The following is a 22723-nucleotide window of genomic DNA, read 5'->3' as shown; positions in this document are numbered from 1 at the left end:
TGCAAAGGAGAATCTTCCATAATGAACGATCTGACGATAGGAACACTTACCTCAAGTCCGGTGATGGTCCGGCATCCGCTTAACCCCATTCTGAAGCCTGCGGATGTCCCGTACGGGCCGGCTATGGTATTCAACGCCGGGGTGACGAAATTCAAGGGCAGATATGTAATGGTATTCCGCAATGACTACGGGGATGAGAGCAAGGGGATCGTCGCTCCCCACCATACAACGAATCTGGGACTCGCCTTCAGCGATGACGGAGTAAGCTGGGAGGTGCAGCCGGAGCCGTGCTGGTCCTGGCATGATGCGGAAGTGGTCCGGGTGTATGATCCGCGCCTGACCGTGATTGGCGAACGCTGCTATCTGTGCTTCGCGGTCGATACGCTTCACGGCCTGCGCGGCGGGATCGCCGTGACGGACGATTTCCGCTCCTTCGAGGTGCTGAGCCTGTCGCTGCCGGATAACCGCAATATGGTGCTGTTCCCGGAGAAGATCGGCGGCAGATACGTTAGGCTGGAGCGTCCGCTGCCGGTGTATAGCCGGGGCGGACTGGACCGCTTCGATATGTGGATGAGTGATTCCCCGGACCTGAAGTATTGGGGGAATCACAAGCTGCTGCTGGCTGTAGAGCATGTGGCGTATGCCAATGACAAGGTGGGGCCCGGTGCCCCGCCGGTCAAGACGGACAAAGGCTGGCTGACCACATTCCATGCTGTCGATCTTGACCGCAGCCGGGGGAAGAACGGCTGGGAGGACAGCTGGAAGAAGCGCTATACCGCCGGGATTATGCTGCTTGACCTTGAAGATCCCAGCCGGATTATCGGCCGGGCGGCAGCGCCGCTGCTGGCACCGGAGGCGCGGTATGAGACCTCGGGCGGGTTCCGCAACGATGTGATTTTTCCCGGCGGGATGATTCTGGAGGATTCCGGGGAGGTCAAAATGTATTACGGTGCTGCGGATACGGTGGAATGCCTGGCGACTGCGCATGTAGATGACCTGCTCCGGCTATGTCTGGAGAAGGGGACTGAATAACTAAACCGGCTTTACAAGGAGGGCGATTATGAATCACGGAGATATGAATTACGGACATATAACGCTACAGGTGGCAGATGTGCCTGTCTCCCGCGAGGTGGATGTGCTGGTGATCGGCGGGGGAGCGGCAGGGATTGCCGCCTCCATCTCTGCTGCCGAAGGCGGTGCAAGCACCATGATCGTAGAGCAGCGGGGTTATCTGGGCGGCATGGGGACTGTAGCGCTTGTACCTGCCTTCTGTCCTTACACGGACAAGGTCAAGCCGATTATCCGCGGCCTCGGCCTGAAGCTGATGGAGCGGATGAAGCAGGCCTGCGGGCCCGGCTATCAGAAGGAATACAGCGGTCTGCTGGACTGGGTGCCGATTGATCCTGAAGTGCTTAAACGCGTCTATGACGATGCCATTCTTGAGAGCGGTGTGACTCCGCTGTTCCATACCTTTGTCTATGATGTTGTGCTGTCACCGGATGGACAGAGTGTCGAGGGCGTGATTATTGTCAACAAATCGGGGCGGTCCTTCATCCGCTGCCGGTATATTATCGACTGTACGGGTGACGGGGACATCGCTGCCCTGTCGGGCGTTCCTTTTCAGAAAGGCGGCGAGGAAGGGGAGCTTCAGCCGGGCAGCATGTGTTATCTGCTGGCGAATGTGGACCGCAGGGAGTTCAGCCGGTTCCTGGAAGAAACGGGGGATACGAGTCAGCTGCACCGGACGGTTGAGCTGGCTATGGCTGAAGGGGTGCTGCCGGAAGGCCGCAAGTCCATTTCCGGCCTGGCCTGGGTGAGTGATTATCTGGTGGGTGTCAACTTCGGCCATGTGTTTGGTGTAGACGGAACGAAGGCCGAGGAGCTTACGCGCGGAGCTATCGAAGGCCGCCGGACCGTGCTGCGGCAGCTGGAATTCTTCCGGAAGTATGTGCCGGGCTTCGGGGCGGCACATCTGGTGGCGAGCGGTGAGCAGCTTGGCATCCGGGAGACGCGGCGCATTCAGGGCGATTATAGGCTAACCGTGGACGACTTCATTGCGGCCCGATCCTTCCCGGATGATATCGCCCGCAATGCCTATTACATCGATATCCACCTGGCTACCAGCAAAAGTGATATGACCTTCAATCATCTGCCGCCGGGAGTCTCCCACGGCGTGCCCTACAGGGTCATGCTTCCTGTAGGCATCCGGAATCTGTGGGTGGCCGGGCGCTCCGTGTCCTCGGACCGGGCGGTTCAGGGCTCCCTGCGGGTGATGCCGAACTGCTTCTCGATGGGCCAGGCCTGCGGGACGGCAGCATCGCTGGCGCTCCGGGATGGCGCGGATTCCCGCAGCATCTCGATCCCTGAGCTGCAGCAGCGGTTGCTGGAGCAGGATGTGTGGCTGGGGGAGGATTTCGTTCCGGGCACCGGAGCGGCGGACAGCAGGGAAGCAAGGGAAGCGGGGGAAGGGCATTGAAGAGCCTTCCTCTGACAGATGAATGCTTTCACGGCGCAGTTTCACTGGAGCACCGGGAGGAGGTGATCAAGCCCTGGCGTATTCCTTACCGGGATTATGAGTTGTATCCGCCTGACGGGATTGATGGCAAGGCGGAAATCTGCTCCGGTATCCGGCTGCGGCTGGCCACCGGCTCCCGGACATTGGCCTTGTCGTTCAGTCCGCTTGCGGAGGCTGCCGCACTGGACTGTCTCAGCGGCAGCGTGCTGCTCCAGACGCTCCGGCTTGCTGCGGGTGACACGGAAGCCTTGTTCACCGGGCTTCCGCCGGGAATAAAGGAGCTGGAAATCTATCTACCGCAGAATACCGGCATTACGCTTAGCGGGCTGCAGATCGAAGATGAAGCTGCTGCTGAACCGCTGCCGGACAACCGGCCGCGGTGGGTGACGTATGGAAGCTCCATCACCCAGTGTGTGGCAGCGTCCAGCCCTTCGCGCACCTGGCCGGTAATTGCCGCCGGGGCATGCGGCTATCATCTTACCAATCTTGGCTTCTCCGGCAACTGCCTAATGGAGCCGATGGCGGGCCGGCTGATCCGCGATTTGCCGGCTGAACTGATTACCTTGTGCGTCGGAGTCAATATATACGGTGCAGCAGCCTCCAGTCCGCGGATGTTCAAGCCGCTGCTGATCGGCATGCTGGAGACCATCCGTGAGAAGCACAAGGAGACGCCGCTGGCGGTCATCTCTCCGATCTACGGGACGGAGGAGCGGGAGACGAAGGAGAACAAGCTCGGGTTCACCCTGCCGCTGATGCGCAGGGAGATTAAGGATACGGTGAAGCTGCTGCAGTCGCGTGGAGACCGCCATCTGCATTACCTGGACGGTCTGGAATGGTTCGGCCCGGAAGATGGGGACCTGCTGACGGATGGCCTGCATCCGGGAGCCGAAGGCTACGAGCTGCTGGGAAGCCGTTTCGGCGACAGGCTGGCGGCTGCGCTTCAGGGTGGGCGGCTGTAGCCCGGCGGTGGAGCGCCTGAGCGGATTCATTGGGCGAGTATAACAGCAGGTGAAAGACAACCATAAAAAGGCAGCAGCCTCCCGGTTAAGGGGGACTGCTGCCTTTCCTGTTGTATAGGGGATTCTGATATTTGTCAATTGTGGACAATAAGTCCCTTGGAATTAGGAGCAGATCCGTAATCCCATTGAATCCCCTGGTAAGCGGGCCAAAGGTGGCCAGTGAATGCGAAAAACCGAACACAATGTGCTTCTGGGAAGGTAACCGGGCCCAATGTATGCGAAAAGCCGAATACATTGAGCTACTGCGAAGGTAACCGGACCAAATGTATGCGAAAAACCGAACACAATGAGCTACTGTGAAGGTAAGCGGACCAAATGTATGCGAAAAACCGAACACAATGTGCTATCACGAAGGTAACCGGACCAAATGTATGCAAAAAACCGAACACATTGAGCTACTGTGAAGGTAACCGGACCAAATGTATGCGAAAAACCGAACACAAGCTCCACAGCCCCCTAAAGAAGTTGGAGCTATCACGAAGGTAACTGGACCAAATGTATAGGAAAAATCGAATAGATTTTGTTCCTTGTTAAGGCAATGGTACTCAGTCCGCTTAGCCGGTAAATCTGCCTGATCTGTCCGAACAACGGAATATCAGTCCGCTTCGCAGGCGGGCAGGCTGGTTTAATGACCTGCCATCGCTCGACAAGTTTCAGTTGAGAGAATGAATAATCGGTAAGCTCCAGCTGATTCGACTCTCATGGAGATTTGGTTCTCCGGCGGGCTGAGTAAGATGATACAAGTATAAAAGTATAATTTGGCAAAGCCTGTAACCACTATTGTTACGTCATCCGATACTATCATGCCCGAAGTGCTCAGCCACCGGCCCGGGCTGGCTGCCCTGGACTACGCGCTTAATGACCGGAGCACCGGACTGGCGGCGGCGCGGGACGCATGGAGGGATATGATTGAGCAAGGAGCTCGTGCAGAACATTAAGGGGATTCTCTTGACGCCGGGCCGGGACCGGTCGTATGGTACAAGGGACGGAAGCTGGCAGGCTCTGGTGCAGCATGCGGAGCAGCTCCGGGAGATGGCCGGAGAGTAGGGCACCGGGTTATCGCACCGGGCTATCCGATACCTTCCGCAGCTTCGAAGCCTATGTGAATCATCCGAACAGGCAGGGACATGAGCGGATTGCCGGAGAATTGCTGAAATGGCTGATCTGATTCCGGTTTTCTGACCAGTACTGAAGAAGGGGGAACTATGCATATATTCATAGCCTATTGCGGGCAAGTCTGGCGGCAGCTCGCAGGCAGGTATTACCGGATATCGATCAAGCAGAGGATTCTGTTTTCTTTTATTGTTTTGATAACGCTATCAATTAGCGCGATGGGCAGCTTCTCGTATTGGACCGCCGCGCAGGAGATTGAGGATAATGCTTATGCCAGCAGCCAGGAGACGGTAAGCAAAACCACACAGCTGCTCGATTCCCGGCTGAACGATGTAGCGTTGTCCGTGCAGTCCCTGATGCTGAGCGATGCCTACCGGAAAATGATGATTGATGTATTCAGCCATGATGTGTCGAATTACTATGTGCATCTGTCGGATCTGCAATATGTGCTCTCCCAGGCAACGTTCAATCAGCCGATTATCGAGAACGTGCTGATCGTTACACCGATCGGCGACTTCTACTCCACCACGCAGATCCGCGCACAGGATAACTCGTTCTACGGCTCGGAATTATATGATCTCAGCAAGGAGCAGCCGGGCGGCTACTGGGCCAAAGGGCATTTTGACCGGCTGTTCACGGGCAACCAGCGGGTCATCTCATTCGTGGTCCGGGGAATCTATGAATATCCATACACACCGATCAGCAATGTGTATATCGTGGTCAACATCAAGGAGAGCCGGATTGACGGCCTGCTGAATCAGGGCGGGGAGCCGCTTGGCCGGAATTATTACCTGCTGAGCGGCGAAGGGGATGCGGTGGTAGAATCCCGTTGGCCGTTCGGCGGCAAGTTCCCCTGGAAGCCGTTGCTGGCGGCAAATGGGGAAGATGCTGATCCGCAGGACCACTCCTACCGCTATGACGGCAAGGAGTATCTGGTGAATTATAAAAGATCGGCAGTCTCACCGGACTGGATCATCTCCGGCATGCAGTCGCGGGACCTGCTGCTGGGCAAGCTGCAGAGGGTGCAGCGTACAACGCTGTATGTAATCGCCGTCTTTCTGCTGACCACCTGGCTGATCTCCAATCAGCTGACTTCAGCCCTGCTGAAGCCGCTGTTCAAACTTCGGCGGCTGATGCGCAGAGTGGAGGAGAACCAGCTCAGCGTAGTGTATGAGAGCAGGTACGAGGATGAGATCGCGCAGGTAGGCTTCCAGTTCAACCGGATGATGTCGGAGATCAAGGCGCTGATCGTGGATGTGAAATCCAAGGAGGAGGACAAGCGGCAGGCGGAGATCCGTGCGCTTACGGCGCAGATGGAGCCGCACTTTCTGTACAATACGCTGAATACGATCTACTGCAAATCGGTCATGGGCGAGAACGACGATGTGAATGAGATGATTCTGGCGCTGTCCCAGATGTTCCAGATCGGCCTCAGCGGAGGCAAGGATCTGATTTCGCTGGAGGATGAGCTGTCCCATGTCCGGCAGTATTTCGCGATTCAGCAGAAATGCTATGAAGATCTGTTTGAATATACCGTGAGCGTGGAGGATGAGCAGCTTCTGGCCTGCCAGATTCCGAAGATCGTGCTGCAGCCGGTTGTGGAGAACAGCATCCAGCACGGCTTCAGCGACCGGTCCGGGGGAGGAAGAATTGACATTACGGTGGGCAGGGAGCAGGGCATGCTGCATATTTCCCTTGCGGACAATGGACGGGGGCTGGATGCTGCGAGCGTGAAGCAGGGCATGAACACTGCACCCTTGTCCAAAAAAGGCTATGCCCTGTTCAACATCAGGCACCGGCTGGCGCTGTATTACGGGGCTGACGCCCGCATGGAAATAGACGGAGCACCGGGCAAGGGGTCACGGACGGATCTGTGGATTCCGCTAGGGGAGGAGAGATAAAGATGGAACAGGAGCTGGAGCGGGGGCAGGAGCCGGAGAGGTTCAAGCTGTGTATTATCGACGATATCAGAAGTGTAGTGGAGATGATCTCCCGTAAGCCGGGCTGGCAGGAGCATGGTATTGAGGTCTCCGGCACCGCGCTGGACGGAGAGGAGGGGCTGCGGATGATCCGCGAGACCCGGCCCGATATTGTGCTGACCGATATCCGCATGCCGAGAATGGATGGGCTGCAGATGACCCGGGCGATACTGGATTTTCTGCCGGACTGCAAGATTATTATTCTTAGTGCCTATTCCGAGTTCACCTATGCCCAGGAAGCGATCCGGCTGGGTGCACTTGATTTCGTGAAGAAGCCTTTTTCTCTGGATGAGATTGTGAATGTGGTGCTGAAGGCGAAGGAGCTGTGCCGGCAGGAGCGGCAGAAGACAGCCAAACTTGCGGTAATGGAATCCAAAATCAAAGAAAGCATGCCCATACTGCGCCAGGAATATCTGACCTTCCTGCTGCATCATCAGACGACGGAGGCAGATGCCCGGTCCAGATGGGCGTATCTGGACATCCCCCTTGCGCAGCATGATTTCTTCGTGTTTGTCGCCGAGATTGATCATTTTGCGGAGAAGCTTATGGGGCAGCCTGTGCAGGAGATCGAGCTGCTGCGGTTCAGCCTGCATAATATTCTCGAGGAGACGATTTCCGCCTGGACCCGCGGGGTGATTATCCGTGAGGCCACAGACCGCTATGTCTGCATTATCAACGGATCGGACCCGGACACCGCTGCGCGGATCACGGAAGCCTGCTGCATGAACGTAAGCCAATTCTCACGTAATACGCTTTCGGTCGGCATGGGGCTGGGCGTATCTTCGATTCATGAACTGGCAACGGCGTACGGGCAGGCGCTCAGCGCGCTGGGGTATCATTTCTATACCGGCGGCAACGGTGTATACAACTACGGCGATATCGAGAATAAGCCGCTCGCACTTCACAGCTATTCCGCAGCCGCCGAGCAGGAGCTGCTGTTTGCCCTGCGTTCCGGGAATAGCGGCAAAAGCCTGCAGGTGCTGGATCAGCTGTTCACAGAGCTGCTGGACAATGAGCTGCTGCCCGAGCCGCGTTATGTTGAAAGCGTGGGCTATGAGCTGAGCTTCCGGATCTGCCGCGTTATGCTGGAGCAGTTCCCGTATGAGCAGGTAGAGCCGCTGGAACGGAGCATTGAAGTTATGAGGAACCGCATGCATCCGTCCTTGCAGGATATCCGAGGCTTGCTTGATCACCTGTGCCGGGCGGCTTGCTCCCTGGTGGAAGAAGCGCGATCTGTAGAATCCACGCGGATTATTCAACAGGCCAAGGCATATATCCGGGAGCATTTGGATACCAGTCTGTCGCTGGAGCAGGTTGCGAAGCAGATCAGCCTCAGCCAGGGCTATTTTTCCAACCTGTTCAAGAAGGTGCAAGGGGTTTCGTTCCAGCAGTATGTGATGCATGAGAAGATGGAGAAGGCCAAGGCGATGCTGATTGACGGCCTGCAGGTGCAGGAGATTGCCCTCGATCTTGGTTATGAGCACAGGCGTTACTTCAGTGAGGTGTTCAAGAAGTACACGGGCATGACCCCGTCGGAGTTTAAACTGCATTACCTGGGAAAAGAATAAACAGGAACAAGGGAGGGATTTCCGCCATAACGGAGATTCGCTCCCTTTTGTGTACAGGGCAGCTTCAGCCACTTCAGCAACTCCCGCAAAAACCTGCCCTCAATGTGGGCTTACCCGCCTTATGTGTAAGCGTTACCCCATCTATAATCAGGTTGTAAGTTAAATTCAGCAGCGATAAATAAGGGGGCACTACCAATGATGAAGCGTATGCTTATGACATCTTTAAGCCTGGTTATGGCACTTGGCCTGGCAGCCTGCGGCAACGGCAACAATGCAGCAGAAGGCACAGGAGATGCTGGAACAGGCGGTTCAGGTTCAGGGGAAAAGACTAAAATCAGCTACTGGACGGGCGACCGCCATGATGCCGATTTTGTGAAGGAGAAGGTTGCCGAGTTCAACGAAACCAACACTGACGGAATTGAGGTGGAACTGGTCGTTAAGGGCGACGACTTCGACACGGCGCTGGATCTGTCCTTCCAGACCTCGGATGCGCCGGATGTGATCCGGGTGAAGGAGAATACCATCCAGACGTTCTACAAAAAGGGCTTCCTCGCTCCTATTGATGAATTCCTCACCGATGAGCTGAAGGCGAAGTTCCCGGCTATGCCGGATCTGAACGAATTCGACGGTAAACGTTACAGTCTGCCGAACTACGGAACGACGATGCGTCTGGTGTACAACAAGGACCTGTTCGCCAAAGCAGGCATTGAGCATCCTCCAACTACACTTCAGGAGCTGGTGGATACAGCCAAGAAGCTGACGGAAGCGGGCAAGGCGGACGGGGCTTACGGCTTTGCACAGAATTTCAAGAGTCCCGGCAGTGCGTTCGGGCGTTCGGCGCGGGTGATTGCGGAGTTGAGCGGCTTCGGCGGCTTCGGGTATGACTTCAAGACAGCACGGTACGACTTCAGCGGCTTCGAGCCTATTATCAACGCGTTCAAGCAGATTAAGGATGACGGCAGCATGCTTCCGGGCGTAGAATCCCTGGATATCGATCCGCTGCGGGCACAGTTTGCAGAAGGCAAGATCGGGATGTATCTGTCCTACTCCTCTGAGCCGGGCGTCTACAAGAATCAGTTCCCGGCCAAAATTGACTGGGCAGCAGCACCGGCTCCTACGATCGACGGCAATGTGAAGGGCGCTTCCGGCTTCCTCGGCGGCCAATGGCTGGGTCTAAGCTCCAAATCGGAGAATAAGGAAGCGGCATGGAAGTTCATGCAGTTCATGTATGAAGATCAGGTGCTGACGGATTATCAGGAAAAAGGCTTCGGTATCTCCATGGTTCCATCGGTTAGCTCGGTAGCCAAAACGCCAGATGTAAGCGGTATTGAAGGGTTCCTGCCGAACAAGTATGACGGGGTATGGCCGGTCTATCCGGCGGTTGCTCCCGAGGGCATGAAATCGGATGACGCCTTTTTCAAGTACATGCTCAACGGCGGCGACCTGCAAGCAATCATCGCTGACCTCAACAAACGTTACAATGCTGCGCTGGATAGCGCAATTAAGAATGATGGTGTAAAAGCTGAGCCCGATGCCAGCTTCGATCCGGCCAGCCTGGGCGGCAAGTTCGCCAAATAATCAGCGGTTTAGCATACAGATACAGGTCAGGGCAGCGGGGATGGGGGAAGAAGCCTTCTCCATCCCCGCTGCCCTGACCGCAAGGGAAAGGAGCCGGGAGAGACCCTATGAATAAAACAAAAAATGCCTTATTCTCATACAGCTTTATCTTTCCAAGTGCCTTTCTGACACTTGTGCTCGGAATCTACCCGATTGCCTGGGCGTTCCGCTACATGTTCTATGACTATAAAGGTTATGGAACCGCACGGTTTACCGGGCTGGACAACTTCAGCCGCATCCTGAAGGATACCCAGTTCTGGGATTCGGTTGTGAATACGTTCATCTACGCAGGAGGCAAGCTGCTGATCACCATTCCGCTGGCTCTGCTGCTGGCCGCCATCCTGAACCGCGGGCTGCGGGGCAGACAGCTGCTGCGGGGGATTTTTTTCATGCCGACCGTCATCAGTACAGCTGTTATGGCCGTAGTCTTCTTCACCATATTCAACTCCTATAACGGAATTCTGAATCAGTTCCTGATCAAGTTCAATCTGTCGGACACCGGCGTTGACTGGCTGGGGCCGAAGTATGCGATGCTCACCGTCATTCTCGTTGCAGCGTGGGGGGCGGTCGGGAATTATATGCTGCTCTTCCTCGCCGGTCTGCAGAATATTCCTGAGGATGTGTATGAGGCCTCTTCCCTGGATGGGGCAGGCAGAATCCAGCAATTCCGCTATGTAACGCTGCCGATGCTGGGTCCGGTCATGCAGATGGTTATTATGCTGGCAATTATTACAGCCTTGAAGGGCTACGAGAGTATTATGGTCCTGACCGAAGGCGGTCCGGTAGGCAAGACTGAGGTGATGTTCCTGTACTTATACAAATTATTCTTCCCTGTCGGCGGAGGCAGTGCGGCGGTTCAGGTGCAGGAGTTCGGATATGGCAGTGCGGTCGCCTTCGTGTCCGCGCTAATCGTAGGGATGATTTCACTCATTTATTTCTATGCATCCAGACGAATGAATCAGACCGATTGAGGAGAGACGTGAGATGAGAATAAGAACCATACTGGGCAACACTGTGCTCTGGATATTTTTGCTGGCTTTTGCTTTTATAACCCTGATTCCGGTCGTGATTACGCTACTGGGCTCCTTCAAGACGAATGCCGAGCTGACCACCGGAGCGACCTTCCTGCCAAGCAGCTGGCATGTCTCCAACTATTCCGAAGCCTGGGAACAGGCGAACTTCTCCAGGTACACCCTGAACAGCCTGATCATCTCCCTGTCGGCGGTGGCCGGCACACTGCTGGTCTCATCCATGGCTGCTTATGTGGTGGACCGGATGGACTTTTTCGGCAAAAAAATATATATCGGCCTGCAGTCCTTCACCATGTTCGTTGCCGTGGGGGCGGTAGTGCTGCGTCCGCAATTCGATCTGATGGTCAAGCTTCATCTGCACAGCAGCCTCTGGGGGGTCATTCTAATCCTGATCTCCGCGCATGCTTCCATCTTCTTCATTCTGCTCAGCTTCATGAAGGGGATTCCCAGAGAGCTGGATGAAGCCGCGCTGATTGACGGCAGCTCCCTGGGCCGTACCTTTTGGAGAATTATTCTCCCGCTGCTGGGGCCGGGACTCGGCGTAGGCGCCTTATTCACCTTCCGGGGCGCGTGGAATGAATATCTGCTGCCGCTGGTGTTCACCATGACCAAGCCGGAGCTGCAGACGCTGACTGTCGGCCTGGCGAACCTGAAATACGGGATATCTGCGGCTTCCCAGACCCACTACATGATGGCAGGCGCCTGCTTATCCATCCTGCCGATTCTCATTGCCTATCTGTTTGCCAACAAGTCCTTTATGCAGATGACGGCGGGTTCCCTCAAAGGGTAGATCCCTGCTGATGCTGCATGAGCTTAACTATATTCAAGGAGGTATACCCCATGACTTTACAGGTTCCTGCTATTCTGCAATCCGCCCCGTTCATTCAGCGCTATCCGGGTAATCCGGTGCTGGATGCATCCAAGGTCCCTTACCCTACCGCACTGGTATTCAATGCTGGTGTAACGAAATTTAACGGCAAATATGTGATGATCTTCCGCAACGATTACGGCTCGCTGGACAAACAGACGATTGAGCCGCATCACACGACCGATCTTGGCATTGCTTACAGTGATGACGGATTGACCTGGACAGCCGGCCCGAAGCCGGTATTCAAAATGCATGACGAAGAGATTATCCGCGCCTACGACCCGCGCCTTACGGTGATCGGCGGACGCTGCTATATGTGCTTTGCCGTCGATACGAAGCATGGCATCCGCGGCGGGATAGCCGTTACCGATGATCTGGAGCATTTCGAGGTGCTCAGCCTATCCACACCGGATTTGCGCAATATGGTGCTGTTCCCCGAGAAAATCGGCGGCCATTATGTCCGGCTGGAGCGTCCCTTCACCGTATACAGCCGCGGGGGGCAGGACCGCTTCGATGCCTGGATCTCCGAGTCACCGGATCTAAGGTATTGGGGGAATTCCAGCCTGCTGCTCGCTGTCGAGCAGGTGCCGTTCGCCAATGACAAGGTTGGTCCCGCTGCACCTCCGGTCAGAACGGACAAGGGCTGGCTGACCACCTTCCATGCGGTGGATATTGACCCGGCGAGAGGCAAACACGGCTGGGAGCCTACCTGGAAGAAACGTTATACGGCAGGCATCATGCTGCTGGATCTGGAAGATCCGCGTAAAATTATTGGGATGGCCAGGCAGCCGCTGCTGGCGCCGGAGACGGATTATGAGATTGACGGGGGCTTCCGCAATCATGTTATTTTTCCGGGCGGGATGATTCTTGAGGATAACGGTGAGGTCAAAATCTACTACGGCTCTGCGGATACGATTGAATGCCTGGCTACGGCTCATGTGGACGATCTGATCAGCTACTGCCTGAAGGGCTAAGGACGGGCGATGAGCAAGCTATGGGAGAAGCTGCCCAGACCTCCGGCAGAATACCGGTCTGCGCCGTTCTGGTCCTGGAATGATAAGCTGGAGCCGGCTGAGCTGGAGCGGCAGATCGAAGAGATGCATGCAGCCGGGATCGGCGGGTTCTTCATGCACGCCCGCGGGGGACTACAGACCCCGTACATGGGCGAAGCCTGGATGGAGGCGATCCGCCTCTCGATTGTGAAGAGCCGGGAGCTGGGCATGAACGCCTGGTTCTACGACGAGAACGGCTGGCCCAGCGGCTTCGCGGACGGTGAGGTTCCGGCCAAAGGCATTGCCTATCAGCAGAAGATGCTGGCCTGGGAGAAGCCGCCGTTCCGTTATCCGGTGGAAAGGGCAATTGCCTGCTATTCGCTAGAAGCAGCTTCGGGCGAATATCGTCTGCTGCCGCCGGAAGATCGCGGTACTGCGGATCTCGCCATGTATTATGAGGTGAATCCGTATTATACCGATACACTAAGCAAGCTGGCGGTAGGTGAGTTCATTACAGCCGCCTACGAACGGTATTGGGAGGCATTCGGCCAGTTCGAGGCGGAAGGCGCTGCCCTGCCGGGCATATTCACGGATGAGCCGCAATTCGCCAGAGGCAGGCTGCCGTGGTCCTTCGAGCTGGAAGAGGCATTCGCCTCGCGGAGCGGATATGCTGTGCAGGAGATTCTGCCCGCGCTGTTCTTCCCCCAGAGCAGCTCAAACAAAGCCCGTTATGATTACTGGAGCACGGTGACTGCCATGTTCACCGAAGCCTATGCTAAGCAGATCGGCGATTTCTGCGCCGCTAAGGGCTGGGCGGCCACGGGTCATGTGGTCGACGAGCAGGAGCTGATGCATCAGGTTACTTCCGTCGGCGATCCGATGGCCTTCTACGAATATTTGCAGATTCCCGGCTGTGACTGGCTGGGCCGGTTCGTCGGGGAGGAGCCGCTGGTTCCGAAGCAGGTCAGCTCGGCGGCCCGCCAGACCGGGAAGAAGCGGACGATTACCGAGAGCTTCGGCTGCTCCGGCTGGAATGTCAGCCTTCAGGATCTGAAGCGGATCGGGGAGTGGCAGTTCGTCCACGGTATCAATTTTCTCTGCCAGCATCTGCAGGGCTATTCGCTCCGGGGGCTGCGCAAGCGTGATTATCCGCCCTCCCTGTTCTATCAGCAGCCGTGGTGGAAGGATTACCGGGGCTTCAATGATTATTTCGCCCGGCTGGCGATGATTCTGGCGGAAGGAACGGGCCGCGCGGAGGTGCTGCTGCTTCACCCGGTAAGGTCCGCGTGGCTGGCCCAATGCGGAGAGAGCACTTCGGCGATTGTGCCTTATCATGAGGCTTTTGCACGGCTGACCCGCTGGCTCTGCCAGGAACTTATCGAACATGATTACGGCAGTGAGAGCATAATTGCCCGCCATGGCCGCGTAAGTGAAGGACGGTTTATCGTCGGGGAGGCGGCGTACCGCACTGTAATTATTCCGCCGAGCCTGACGCTGGACCGGGTAACGGTAGCGCTGCTGGAGGAGTTCGTTGAGCAGGGTGGTCATCTGGTTGCCTGTGGATCTGCTTCGGCACTCGTGAGCGGAGAGGACAGCATGCAACTGGAATGGCTGCTGCAGCATGCGGTCCAGCCGGAATGGAATTCGGAAGCACTGTGCAGCGCGGTAACAGCGGTCTCGGCACCCTTCGTGCAGATTACCGGTGAGGCAGGCAGGAAGCTTGCATCCGATACGCTGAATGTACGGTCGGTAAATCTGGAAGATTCGGTGGTCTATTATATAGTCAATTCCGGGACGGAAGGCTGCGGCAATGTGAACATCGAGCTGCGCCAGCGGGGCCGGGTATCCCTGATCGACCCGGAAACCGGGAGCATCACTGAACTGGATAGCGAGGCTTCTGCACAAGGTATGCGGGTTGCCTTGCCGCTCTATGCTGCGCATTCCCTGCTGCTGAAGGTGGAGGAGTACGGTGATGCGGATGAGGCCAGGGAGACAGCGGAGAGTATGGGAGCGGCAGAAAGCCGGGAGGTAGCGGAGAATAGAGAAGCAGCTGTAGTACTGGAGCTTGGCCCGGAATGGATAGTTGCTGCCGCTGACCTGAACAGTCTGACGCTGGATACCGCCCGTATGCGGCTGGATGGCGGTGAGTGGTCCGCTCAGCAGCCGGTTATCTTCATTCAGGAGCAGCTGCTGGCGTATGGCCGGGCAGCTGCCGTTGAGCTGCAGTTCCGCTTCCAGGCGGATTCCAGTCTGCTGGAGGTGCAGGAGCTGTATCTGGCTCTGGAGCAGCCTGAAGATATGGAACTGATGCTGAACGGACAGCCGCTCTCTTCGGCGGATTGCGGCTGGTGGCGGGATATCTCCTTCCGCACCCTGCCCATCGCCGGAAAGGTGGTTGCTGGAGAGAATATTCTGCAATTGAGTACCCGGTTCAGTCCCAGCGGTGAGCTGCTTGCCAAGCTTGAGAAGGCGAAGCAGTTTGAAGCGGAGGGCAATAATCTGACAATTGATCAGGAGTTTGAGAGTATATATATCGTTGGCGCTTTTGGCGTAGAATCTGCTGCGCCGTATACGTATGGAGAGCGGCGTGCCGTGTTCACGGAAGGACCTTTCAAGCTGACACGACTGCCCGAATCCGTAACAACCGGTGATCTGGTCCAGCAGGGCTTCCCGTTCTTTGCCGGCATCCTCACGCTTGAGCAGAACGTTCGTATTAATGAAGGCACAGCACTTCCGGCAAGCTGGTCCTTCTACTCGCCTCCGGACACCATTGTGTCCCGGCTGTTCATCAACGGTACAGAGGTGCGGAGATTCCTGTGGGAGCCGTATACCGCTGGTATTTCGGGGCTGCTGCATGCAGGAGAGAACCGGATACGGCTGGAACTGACCGGCAGCTGCCGCAATCTGCTCGGACCGCATCATCATATCAAAGGTGAGGTCTACAAGGTAGGTCCGGACAGCTTCAAGGATAAGCCCGGCTGGACCGACAAAGACCTGGAGCCTGACACGCATGTCTATCAGGACCGGTATGGCTTTGTCCGCTTCGGATTATCTTCGGCACCTGTGCTCCGGGGCTAAGGGCAGCAGGCAACAAAATCAACAAAGTGAAACACCTCTGGACTCCCTGTTAAGCGGAATCCTGAGGTGTTTTTGTTAAGAAGATAAGATCTAGCTCCAATAGATTAGATTTGCTGTGTGCTACTAAAGTTCCATACCTTAATAGCTGAGCGGACTGAGAGGACGCTATATCTCCAAAAAACCTCTATATGAGGCTGAAGCGGACTGCAGAGAATCGCTTATCTTGCAGATTCGGGCCACGAAACAGGTGAATTCGCTCACTTAACGGAATCTGAGTCCGCTTAGCCGGCAAATCTGCCTGATCTGCCCGAATAACGGAATCTCAGTCCGCGTCACCGGCGGGCAGGCCGACTGGTTTGTTGAGCCCGCAAGCACTCTGCGAACATCGGCATTCCACAGGGCGCCAGCACTCACTGAGAATAATCGTACCCGATAAGCCCCACCCCGAAATTACCCTGATGCACCGTTAGGAGTGATTGTCGTGTGCAAGAGTAATGAGCGGCGTGCTAGAGTATAATCGGTGTGTTAGAGTGATAATCGATGCGTAAGTGTGATTACCGATGTCAAAAGAAAATAAAGTATTAGACTGACAATGCTTGATTAAGCTCACGGGCAGGAATGAAATTGTTGAAAGGCTATTGATAGAATAGAAAGGTGGGAGATTTTTTATAGAAACAAAACGTCTTTTAATTAGAGAAATGGTGCAGTCCGATTATGATGCATTGTGCGGAATATTGTGTGATGAGGAAGTAATGTGTGCTGCTTATGAAAGTGCATTCAACTTAGAAGAAGCACAAAATTGGCTTAACAGACATCTTAAAAGATATGAAGAATATGGTTTTGGACTTTGGGCAGTTGTATTAAAAAAAACAAACGAAATGATTGGTCAATGTGGCTTGACAATGCAAGGCTGGAGAGAAAAAGAAATTTTGGAAATAGGATTTTTGTTTCAAAAAGCGTATTGGCACAAAGGTTACGCAACAGAAGCGGCCATTGCTTGCAAGGAATACGCTTTCTCAGTTCTTAATGCAAATAGGGTTTATTCTATTATTAGGGACACAAACATAGCCTCTCAAAAAGTTGCTGTTCGAAATGGTATGAATATTATTGATAAAGATACTAAGAATTTTAGGAATATAGATATGGAATTTCTTCTGTATTCTGTAGAGCGAACCAAATAAGCATTATACACAGTGAAAACAATTGATAATGTAATATGCCTTTAAATGCTATTATGAAAGTTTTACTACTCATGGCAAAGCATCCGTTCAACTAACGGGAAGTGTTAGTTGAACGACAACAGCGGCAGTCTAAGACTTTATTTTCACCTGTTCCCCTAGTTCGTCAGCTCTTGCAGCACCATGGCGCATGCGCCCGTTGCCACGGAGCGTTCACCGAGTCTGCTGCGGGTAAAGCGGACGTTATACTGCTCGCGGTAATAGGTCCGCTCAAGGGCGATCCGGGTTGCCTCCTGATAGAAATCCTCTGCCGCGAGGAATAGCGGGCCGCCGAGGATGACTTCCTCGGGGTGGAGGATATTAATCAGATTTGCCAGCCCGATGCCGCAGTAGACGGCCATCTCATGAAATAACCGGACAACCACAGGGTCGCGGGCATGAAGTGCTTCTATTAAATGAGCGAACTCCAGCTGCTCCGCACTCTCTGCCCAGCCTCGGAGCAACTCGCTGCTGCCCAGCCGCCACGCTTCGCGCGCCTGTCTCTCCAGGGTGTGGATGGACACATAGCTCTCCCACGCACCGGCGTTGCCGCCGGGAATATGCGGCGGCAACCCGGAGCCTTCAATGATCATCTGCCCGACAGCTCCCTCGGTATCGATCATGCCATAGAGCAGCCGGCCATCATTCATGATGGCGGAGCGCAGGCCGATTCCGGCATGGAGGTAGAGCAGATGATGCTGCATCCGGTTGCTGCTGGCCCAGTATTCGCCGAGCAGGGCCGTGTTGGCTCCATTATCCAGATATACCGGCACACCCAGCCGCTGCTCCAGCTCCTCCTTAATAGGTACCTGCGACCAGCCCGGGGCTGCGAACCGTGCCGGATTCAGAATCACTCCGGCTTTGCGGTCCAGCGGACCGACGGCACCGATGCCAAGTCCGGCGACCCGGCTAAAGTCAAGGGAGGCTGAGGCCAGAAGACGCCGCGCCTCTTCATGAAGGGATTCCATCAGGTGCTCCGGGGTAAGGGCGGTATCCATATTCCAAGTATATTCGCCGAGCAGCTGCAGATGAAAGTCCATCAATACGAGCTTAGCGTGGGTCCGGGAGATCTCCAGCCCCAGCAGATAGGCATAGGCCGGGTTGGTCTCATAGAGGATAGGACGGCGGCCCCCGGTAGATTCGCCGAAGCCGACTTCCATCAGCAGCTTCATAGACAGCAATTCGTCCAGTATTCGTGTTAACGTGCTTATGGTCAGTCCGCTTTCGTCCAGCAGAGTATGTTTGGAGACGGTACCGTGTTTTCTTATGGTGAAATAGATTTCTCTGGCTTTGGGATTGGCGATAACTTCATGAATAAGCAGCAAAGACGGTTCTCTCCTTATGAATGTACTAGACCTGTGAATAGACTACACTTACTTCAACAATGACACAAAAGGTAGGGTGCCCGCAACTAGCCCAAGATGAGAAGAAGGTGAGGATATAAGGGTGGTGTTCCTGCTTGGTGGCGGGGACGGTTCAGCCGCAGTAGCGGGCAGTGGCGGCTAACGCTGTCTTGCAGGCGGGACCGGGGCTAGAGCAGAGCCTTGAAGGAATGGCGGATCACATCGCCGCGGCTGATGATGCCGACCAGCACACGGTTACGCTCAACGGGGACCTTTTTGATCTGCTTTTTGCCAAGTATGGTGGCGATCTGTTCAATGTCCTCTTCGTAGTGCACCGTGACCACTTTCTTCTTGGCGATGGCCATAACGTTCAGACTCAGCAGCTTGCGCGTCCGTTCTTCGAACTCATCATTATCCCCGACGAATACATTGATCTGGAAAAAAGAATCCACAATCAGATCCTCATGCCTGCCGATATAGCGCATAATATCTCCGTCGCTCAAATAAGCGACAATCTCGTTCCGGTCATTGACTACAGGCATGCCACTGATCCGGTGGGTGATGCATTTCTCGATAAAAGTCCGTACAGTGTCTTCCTGCTTGACCTTGTAGACCTGTCGGATCATGAACTCATGGGCTTTCATATAGGTTCCCCCTGAAAAGTATGTATGCAAAAATAAGTTGCATAATGAAAGTATATACTTGTATTATACAAGTGGAAAGAATGATGTCAATGAAGAAGAAGATGATGAAGAAGAGGATGGGACTGCATGGAGAAACGTTCAATAGAGACGATAGAGCTGGAAATGGCGGTTCTTGTCCGCCGGCTGACTTCGCTTACCACGTACAAAAAAATCGGCAATCTCGACCGGGCGGCCTACCTGCTGTTGCATCAGATTGCTTTTAATAACGGAACTGCCGGAGTGAAGGCTCTCTCTGATGAATTCCAGCTGGATATCTCCACCGTCAGCAGGCAGGCAGCTGCACTGGAGAACAAGGGATATATCATCCGTGTACCAGACCCTGTGGATGGACGGGCCTATACCCTGCAGATTACGGAGCTGGGCGGAGAAATTCTGGATGAGAACCGGCAGATGCGGCAGGAAATTATGGGCAAGCTGCTGGTAAACTGGTCGGATGAAGAGGGAGATTCCTTCGGCGAGCTGCTGCGGAAATTCAATGCGGCTTTTCTGGAAGAGGATTAATCAGGGCAGTGCTGTTTCCTTAGTGGAGGGTTTGGGCTAATTTGGGCTATACTTAAGTTAATAAAGCTTATGGGGTGTACCGATGAACGAAGATAAATATGAACATATTGATGATTTAATAGAAGCCTTTCAGCAGTTTGCCCGGATGAATTGGCGCAAGACGACGCTCTGGGGACTGAAGCCGAGTGAAATCCGTGTGCTGGTCTCGATCAAGAAGGGCATGGAGCAGGAAGGCAGCAAGGGGCGGACGGTTTCCGATATCAGCAAGCTCCTCAAAGTGACTTCTCCCACGGTCACGCAGATGGTGAACAGCCTGATTGCCCAAGGATACGCTGTCCGCACGCCAGATAGCCAGGACCGCAGAATCAGCGACATTACTTTAACGGACAAGGGAGCGCATCTTGCCGATATGGCGGTGGCGAAATCCCGGGAGACCTTCCAGGGGATGATTGACCATCTCGGCAAAGAACGAAGCGAGACCTTAAGCGAGCTGCTGAACGGGGTGTACGAATATTTCGAGCAGCTGAACAGCCAGCAGAATGATTTCTGAACAGTAATGTTGAGCATTGTATAAACAAAGAGATGTCCCACAGCTGCAGCTGCGGGACATCTCTTTGTTTTTTCAGGATGAACTCCGGAGCTGTTAATGCCCTGCGGTCGCAGTCTCCTTCCGCAGCTTGCTTCCTGCACCGGCTTCCTCTGCGGCAGCCTCTGTCTTAGATTCGCTGGAACGCAGCGGGATCTCCTTCAGGAACAGAACAAGCACGGCTGCAATAACGAGCAGCGCAGTACCGCTCAGGAACACTACCGTCAGGGAGTCGCTCAGCGCCCCGCGCAGCATCTCAATCAATTGATTGAAGAGCGGCCGGATCTGCTCCGGCAGCGTGGTGTGCAGCTCCTTCAGCTTGGGCTGGTCGAGCAGCAGCTGCGGATTCATGAAGGCTGTAAGCTGCTTAGCGGCTTCCGGATCAAGCTTGGACAGGTCAGGGCCTTTGCCTGAGGCTACCACAGATTCCAGCTTATGCGTAAGGGTTGTGTTCATCACGGTACCCATAACGGCAATCCCGATGGTTCCGCCAAGGTTGCGGAATAGGGTGTTGGTAGCCGTAGCTACGCCCAGCATCTGCGGAGCCACGGCGTTCTGTACGGTCAGCGTGAATACCGGCATGGCCAGCCCGAGGCCAATCCCGAACACGATCATGCTGGCCACAGCCATGACGATGCTGTTCATGAAGGCCATCATAATCATGGCGGCGACCATAAACGGCATGCCGATCATGGCGTAGCGCTTGTATTTACCGGACTTGGAGATCCAGCGGCCGGCCAGTGTGCTGAGCACAATCATCATCAGCGACATCGGCATGTTGATGAAGCCGGAATTGGTCGGGGACACGCCCTCGACCCCTTGCACGAAGAACGGCAGATAGATCATTGCACCCATCATGCCCGCATTCATCAGGAAGCCGATAATCATCGAGAGGGTGACAATCGAATTCTTGAACAGGGAGAGGGGGAGCACCGGACTCTTGGCCTTGCGCTCGATCCATATCAGAATGACTGCACTGGCAATGGCAGCCGCGAACAGTCCGAGAATCTCCGGTGAACTCCAGGCATATTTGGTGCCTGCCCAGGAGAAGCCGAGCAGCAGGGCGACGATGCTGAGGGACAGGAAGATGGAACCCGGATAGTCGATCGTTTCGGAAACGGCGCGCGTGCTTTTCGGGAACATTCTCCAGATCATGATGAAGGCTACAATTCCGAGTGGCAGGAAGATCCAGAAGATCCAGCGCCAATCCATATGATCGACCATGAATCCGCCGAGGGTAGGGCCGATTACGCTGGAGAATCCGAAGATGGCCATCATAATTCCCGTCCACTTCGCCCTTTCCCGGGGAGCGAACAGGTCACCTACGGCAGTGACGGTGGCCGACATCAGAATCCCGCCGCCGACGCCCTGTATCCCGCGGTAGGTGATCATCTGATAGATGTTGTCAGACAAGCCTGACAGGAAGGCCCCGATGATGAAAATAACGATCCCGGCGAGCAGGAAGGGCTTGCGGCCGTAGATATCGGATAACTTACCGACCAGCACCGTGGCAATGGTGGAGGTTAGCATATAGATGGTGATTACCCAGGTGTAATGCTCAATTCCGCCCAGGATGGCAATAATCCGGGGCATCGCGGTGCCGACAATCGTCTGATTGATCGCCGCGAAGAACATCGCCGCCATTAAGGCGACCATAATGGTTACTTTCTTTTTTTGCGTGAGATGCTCCATGGCAGGGTACTCTCCTTTGATCCTGAACGTATTATAGTTTGGCATTTTATGATAGTCTAATTAGGTAGCCAAACTACCTTTTATGTATAATACACAAATAGTTTAAACACCACAATATTTTTATTTTTTTGCCAGCAGAGAATAGCGGTTTGTATTGATTTTCACATGTTAGGTAGGTAATCTAATGGTATAGATCGGAGGTGTCTCATGAGTATCCAGGACAGCCGGGAAAGGCAGCTGCTTATCGCACTGGAAAATATAAAACGCCTAACCCCCCGTCAGCAGAGCCTAGACTCTATCCCGCATGGAGAATTTGTAACGATGTTTGTCATTCATGCAGCCATGAAGCAGCAGGAGGCGGATGAACAGGAACGGGGAGGCCCGTACCGCGGCCTGATGGTCTCCCGGTTAAGTGAGCTGATGCAGGTCAGCCGGCCGACGGCTTCACAAATGGTCAGTGCGCTGGAAGAGAAGGGATACATTGAACGTGTAATGTCCGAAACCGACCGCAGGGTCATCTATATCTGCCTGTCGGCCAAAGGCCAGGCGGTATTCGGCAGCAGAATGGACCGTTATTCGGGTGTGCTGGCCGAGATTATCGATAAGGTGGGCGGGGAGGAGATTGATCAGCTGATCTCAACCTGCGGCCGTCTGATGGAAGCCGTGAACGAGGTGCGGCCACGTGTGATGGGGAATCCGTCCGAATGAGCCGGAATCCGGGTAATTTATAACCCTGCAAGCTGTAACCCTGTAAGCTGTAACCCTGTAAGCGATGAAGACTTTAAACCATAAATTCCACTTTTGTTAACCGTCTGATTTCAGGCGGTTTTTCTGTTGCTTGATGTACCGCAGATTGTGCAATGTCCTCTCCACAGCAGGCAATTTCTGCTGGGTCCACAC

The 22723-nt window shown here is 54.8% G+C and carries 19 protein-coding genes; 16 read left to right on the top strand and 3 right to left on the bottom strand.

The features are described 5' to 3' along the window. Positions 1-21: 21 nt before the first annotated feature. The 13 genes from MKX70_RS30850 to MKX70_RS30790 all read left to right on the top strand — a co-directional run bounded on the left by MKX70_RS30850 (position 22) and on the right by MKX70_RS30790 (position 16961). Positions 22-1032, top strand: coding sequence for a glycoside hydrolase family 130 protein (locus MKX70_RS30850; protein WP_340789334.1), 1011 nt, complete (start codon positions 22-24; stop codon positions 1030-1032). 28 nt (positions 1033-1060) lie between these two features. Beyond that, positions 1061-2476 (top strand): FAD-dependent oxidoreductase, encoded by a 1416-nt coding sequence (locus tag MKX70_RS30845; RefSeq protein WP_340789332.1) that lies wholly within the window; start codon positions 1061-1063, stop codon positions 2474-2476. Beyond that, positions 2473-3474 (top strand): SGNH/GDSL hydrolase family protein, encoded by a 1002-nt coding sequence (locus tag MKX70_RS30840; RefSeq protein ID WP_042233899.1) that lies wholly within the window; start codon positions 2473-2475, stop codon positions 3472-3474. The genes MKX70_RS30845 and MKX70_RS30840 overlap by 4 nt, the downstream gene beginning before the upstream one ends. Positions 3475-4443: 969 nt before the next feature. Further along, positions 4444-4581 (top strand): hypothetical protein, encoded by a 138-nt coding sequence (locus tag MKX70_RS30835; RefSeq protein WP_340841486.1) that lies wholly within the window; start codon positions 4444-4446, stop codon positions 4579-4581. Continuing rightward, positions 4547-4702 carry a hypothetical protein gene (locus MKX70_RS30830; RefSeq protein ID WP_156123015.1) on the top strand — a complete coding sequence of 52 codons (156 nt, stop codon included), beginning with the start codon at positions 4547-4549 and terminating at the stop codon, positions 4700-4702. The genes MKX70_RS30835 and MKX70_RS30830 overlap by 35 nt, the downstream gene beginning before the upstream one ends. 37 nt (positions 4703-4739) lie before the next feature. Beyond that, positions 4740-6548 carry a cache domain-containing sensor histidine kinase gene (locus MKX70_RS30825; RefSeq protein ID WP_340841485.1) on the top strand — a complete coding sequence of 603 codons (1809 nt, stop codon included), beginning with the start codon at positions 4740-4742 and terminating at the stop codon, positions 6546-6548. A 2-nt stretch (positions 6549-6550) separates the two neighbouring features. Next, complete coding sequence (locus MKX70_RS30820; RefSeq protein WP_340841484.1) at positions 6551-8194, top strand: response regulator; 1644 nt, start codon at positions 6551-6553, stop codon at positions 8192-8194. Positions 8195-8389: 195 nt separating this feature from the next. Continuing rightward, on the top strand, positions 8390-9772 hold the full coding sequence (locus MKX70_RS30815; RefSeq protein ID WP_042233905.1) for an ABC transporter substrate-binding protein: 1383 nt from the start codon (positions 8390-8392) through the stop codon (positions 9770-9772). 107 nt (positions 9773-9879) lie between these two features. Continuing rightward, positions 9880-10782 carry a carbohydrate ABC transporter permease gene (locus tag MKX70_RS30810; RefSeq protein ID WP_042233907.1) on the top strand — a complete coding sequence of 301 codons (903 nt, stop codon included), beginning with the start codon at positions 9880-9882 and terminating at the stop codon, positions 10780-10782. Positions 10783-10795: 13 nt separating this feature from the next. Beyond that, positions 10796-11632, top strand: coding sequence for a carbohydrate ABC transporter permease (locus MKX70_RS30805; RefSeq protein ID WP_052416103.1), 837 nt, complete (start codon positions 10796-10798; stop codon positions 11630-11632). A 50-nt stretch (positions 11633-11682) separates the two neighbouring features. Further along, positions 11683-12684, top strand: a complete 1002-nt coding sequence (locus MKX70_RS30800) for a glycoside hydrolase family 130 protein (protein ID WP_042233911.1) — start codon at positions 11683-11685, stop codon at positions 12682-12684. A gap of 9 nt (positions 12685-12693) precedes the next feature. Next, entirely contained in the window at positions 12694-15780 is a 3087-nt protein-coding gene (locus MKX70_RS30795; protein ID WP_340841483.1) for a glycosyl hydrolase, read from the top strand. 668 nt (positions 15781-16448) lie between these two features. After that, on the top strand, positions 16449-16961 hold the full coding sequence (locus tag MKX70_RS30790; RefSeq protein ID WP_340790236.1) for a GNAT family N-acetyltransferase: 513 nt from the start codon (positions 16449-16451) through the stop codon (positions 16959-16961). Between the two features lie 155 nt (positions 16962-17116). Here the strand turns inward: MKX70_RS30790 and MKX70_RS30785 are convergent, their stop codons facing one another. Further along, positions 17117-18322: an ROK family protein gene (locus MKX70_RS30785; RefSeq protein ID WP_042233915.1), complete on the bottom strand. Its 1206-nt coding sequence runs from the start codon at positions 18320-18322 to the stop codon at positions 17117-17119. A 206-nt stretch (positions 18323-18528) separates the two neighbouring features. Next, entirely contained in the window at positions 18529-18984 is a 456-nt protein-coding gene (locus tag MKX70_RS30780) for a CBS domain-containing protein (RefSeq protein WP_042233917.1), read from the bottom strand. Between the two features lie 126 nt (positions 18985-19110). Between MKX70_RS30780 and MKX70_RS30775 the strand changes: the two genes are divergently transcribed. Both MKX70_RS30775 and MKX70_RS30770 read left to right on the top strand, forming a co-directional pair. Continuing rightward, positions 19111-19545, top strand: a complete 435-nt coding sequence (locus tag MKX70_RS30775; protein ID WP_042233920.1) for a MarR family winged helix-turn-helix transcriptional regulator — start codon at positions 19111-19113, stop codon at positions 19543-19545. 82 nt (positions 19546-19627) lie between these two features. After that, a complete protein-coding gene (locus MKX70_RS30770) occupies positions 19628-20095 on the top strand; it encodes a MarR family winged helix-turn-helix transcriptional regulator (protein WP_042233921.1) in 468 nt (155 codons plus the stop codon). Between the two features lie 93 nt (positions 20096-20188). Here the strand turns inward: MKX70_RS30770 and MKX70_RS30765 are convergent, their stop codons facing one another. Next, positions 20189-21823, bottom strand: a complete 1635-nt coding sequence (locus MKX70_RS30765) for an MDR family MFS transporter (protein WP_340841482.1) — start codon at positions 21821-21823, stop codon at positions 20189-20191. Between the two features lie 207 nt (positions 21824-22030). On the opposite strand from MKX70_RS30765, the gene MKX70_RS30760 reads away from it, so the two are divergent. Further along, positions 22031-22531 (top strand): MarR family winged helix-turn-helix transcriptional regulator, encoded by a 501-nt coding sequence (locus MKX70_RS30760; RefSeq protein ID WP_340841481.1) that lies wholly within the window; start codon positions 22031-22033, stop codon positions 22529-22531. Positions 22532-22723 lie beyond the last annotated feature (192 nt).

The sequence above is a fragment of the Paenibacillus sp. FSL R7-0312 genome (assembly GCF_038004445.1).
Classification (GTDB): domain Bacteria; phylum Bacillota; class Bacilli; order Paenibacillales; family Paenibacillaceae; genus Paenibacillus_AQ.
Note: the sequence above shows the minus strand (reverse complement) of the source record. Positions and strands in the feature narration are given on the sequence as shown.

Coding starts and splice junctions, on each gene's coding strand:
- MKX70_RS30850 (WP_340789334.1), top strand. CDS start 22: ATGAACGATCTGACGATAGGAACACTTACCTCAAGTCCGGTGATGGTC.
- MKX70_RS30845 (WP_340789332.1), top strand. CDS start 1,061: ATGAATCACGGAGATATGAATTACGGACATATAACGCTACAGGTGGCA.
- MKX70_RS30830 (WP_156123015.1), top strand. CDS start 4,547: ATGCGGAGCAGCTCCGGGAGATGGCCGGAGAGTAGGGCACCGGGTTAT.
- MKX70_RS30825 (WP_340841485.1), top strand. CDS start 4,740: ATGCATATATTCATAGCCTATTGCGGGCAAGTCTGGCGGCAGCTCGCA.
- MKX70_RS30820 (WP_340841484.1), top strand. CDS start 6,551: ATGGAACAGGAGCTGGAGCGGGGGCAGGAGCCGGAGAGGTTCAAGCTG.
- MKX70_RS30815 (WP_042233905.1), top strand. CDS start 8,390: ATGATGAAGCGTATGCTTATGACATCTTTAAGCCTGGTTATGGCACTT.
- MKX70_RS30810 (WP_042233907.1), top strand. CDS start 9,880: ATGAATAAAACAAAAAATGCCTTATTCTCATACAGCTTTATCTTTCCA.
- MKX70_RS30805 (WP_052416103.1), top strand. CDS start 10,796: ATGAGAATAAGAACCATACTGGGCAACACTGTGCTCTGGATATTTTTG.
- MKX70_RS30800 (WP_042233911.1), top strand. CDS start 11,683: ATGACTTTACAGGTTCCTGCTATTCTGCAATCCGCCCCGTTCATTCAG.
- MKX70_RS30795 (WP_340841483.1), top strand. CDS start 12,694: ATGAGCAAGCTATGGGAGAAGCTGCCCAGACCTCCGGCAGAATACCGG.
- MKX70_RS30780 (WP_042233917.1), bottom strand. CDS start 18,984: ATGAAAGCCCATGAGTTCATGATCCGACAGGTCTACAAGGTCAAGCAG.
- MKX70_RS30775 (WP_042233920.1), top strand. CDS start 19,111: ATGGAGAAACGTTCAATAGAGACGATAGAGCTGGAAATGGCGGTTCTT.
- MKX70_RS30770 (WP_042233921.1), top strand. CDS start 19,628: ATGAACGAAGATAAATATGAACATATTGATGATTTAATAGAAGCCTTT.
- MKX70_RS30765 (WP_340841482.1), bottom strand. CDS start 21,823: ATGGAGCATCTCACGCAAAAAAAGAAAGTAACCATTATGGTCGCCTTA.
- MKX70_RS30760 (WP_340841481.1), top strand. CDS start 22,031: ATGAGTATCCAGGACAGCCGGGAAAGGCAGCTGCTTATCGCACTGGAA.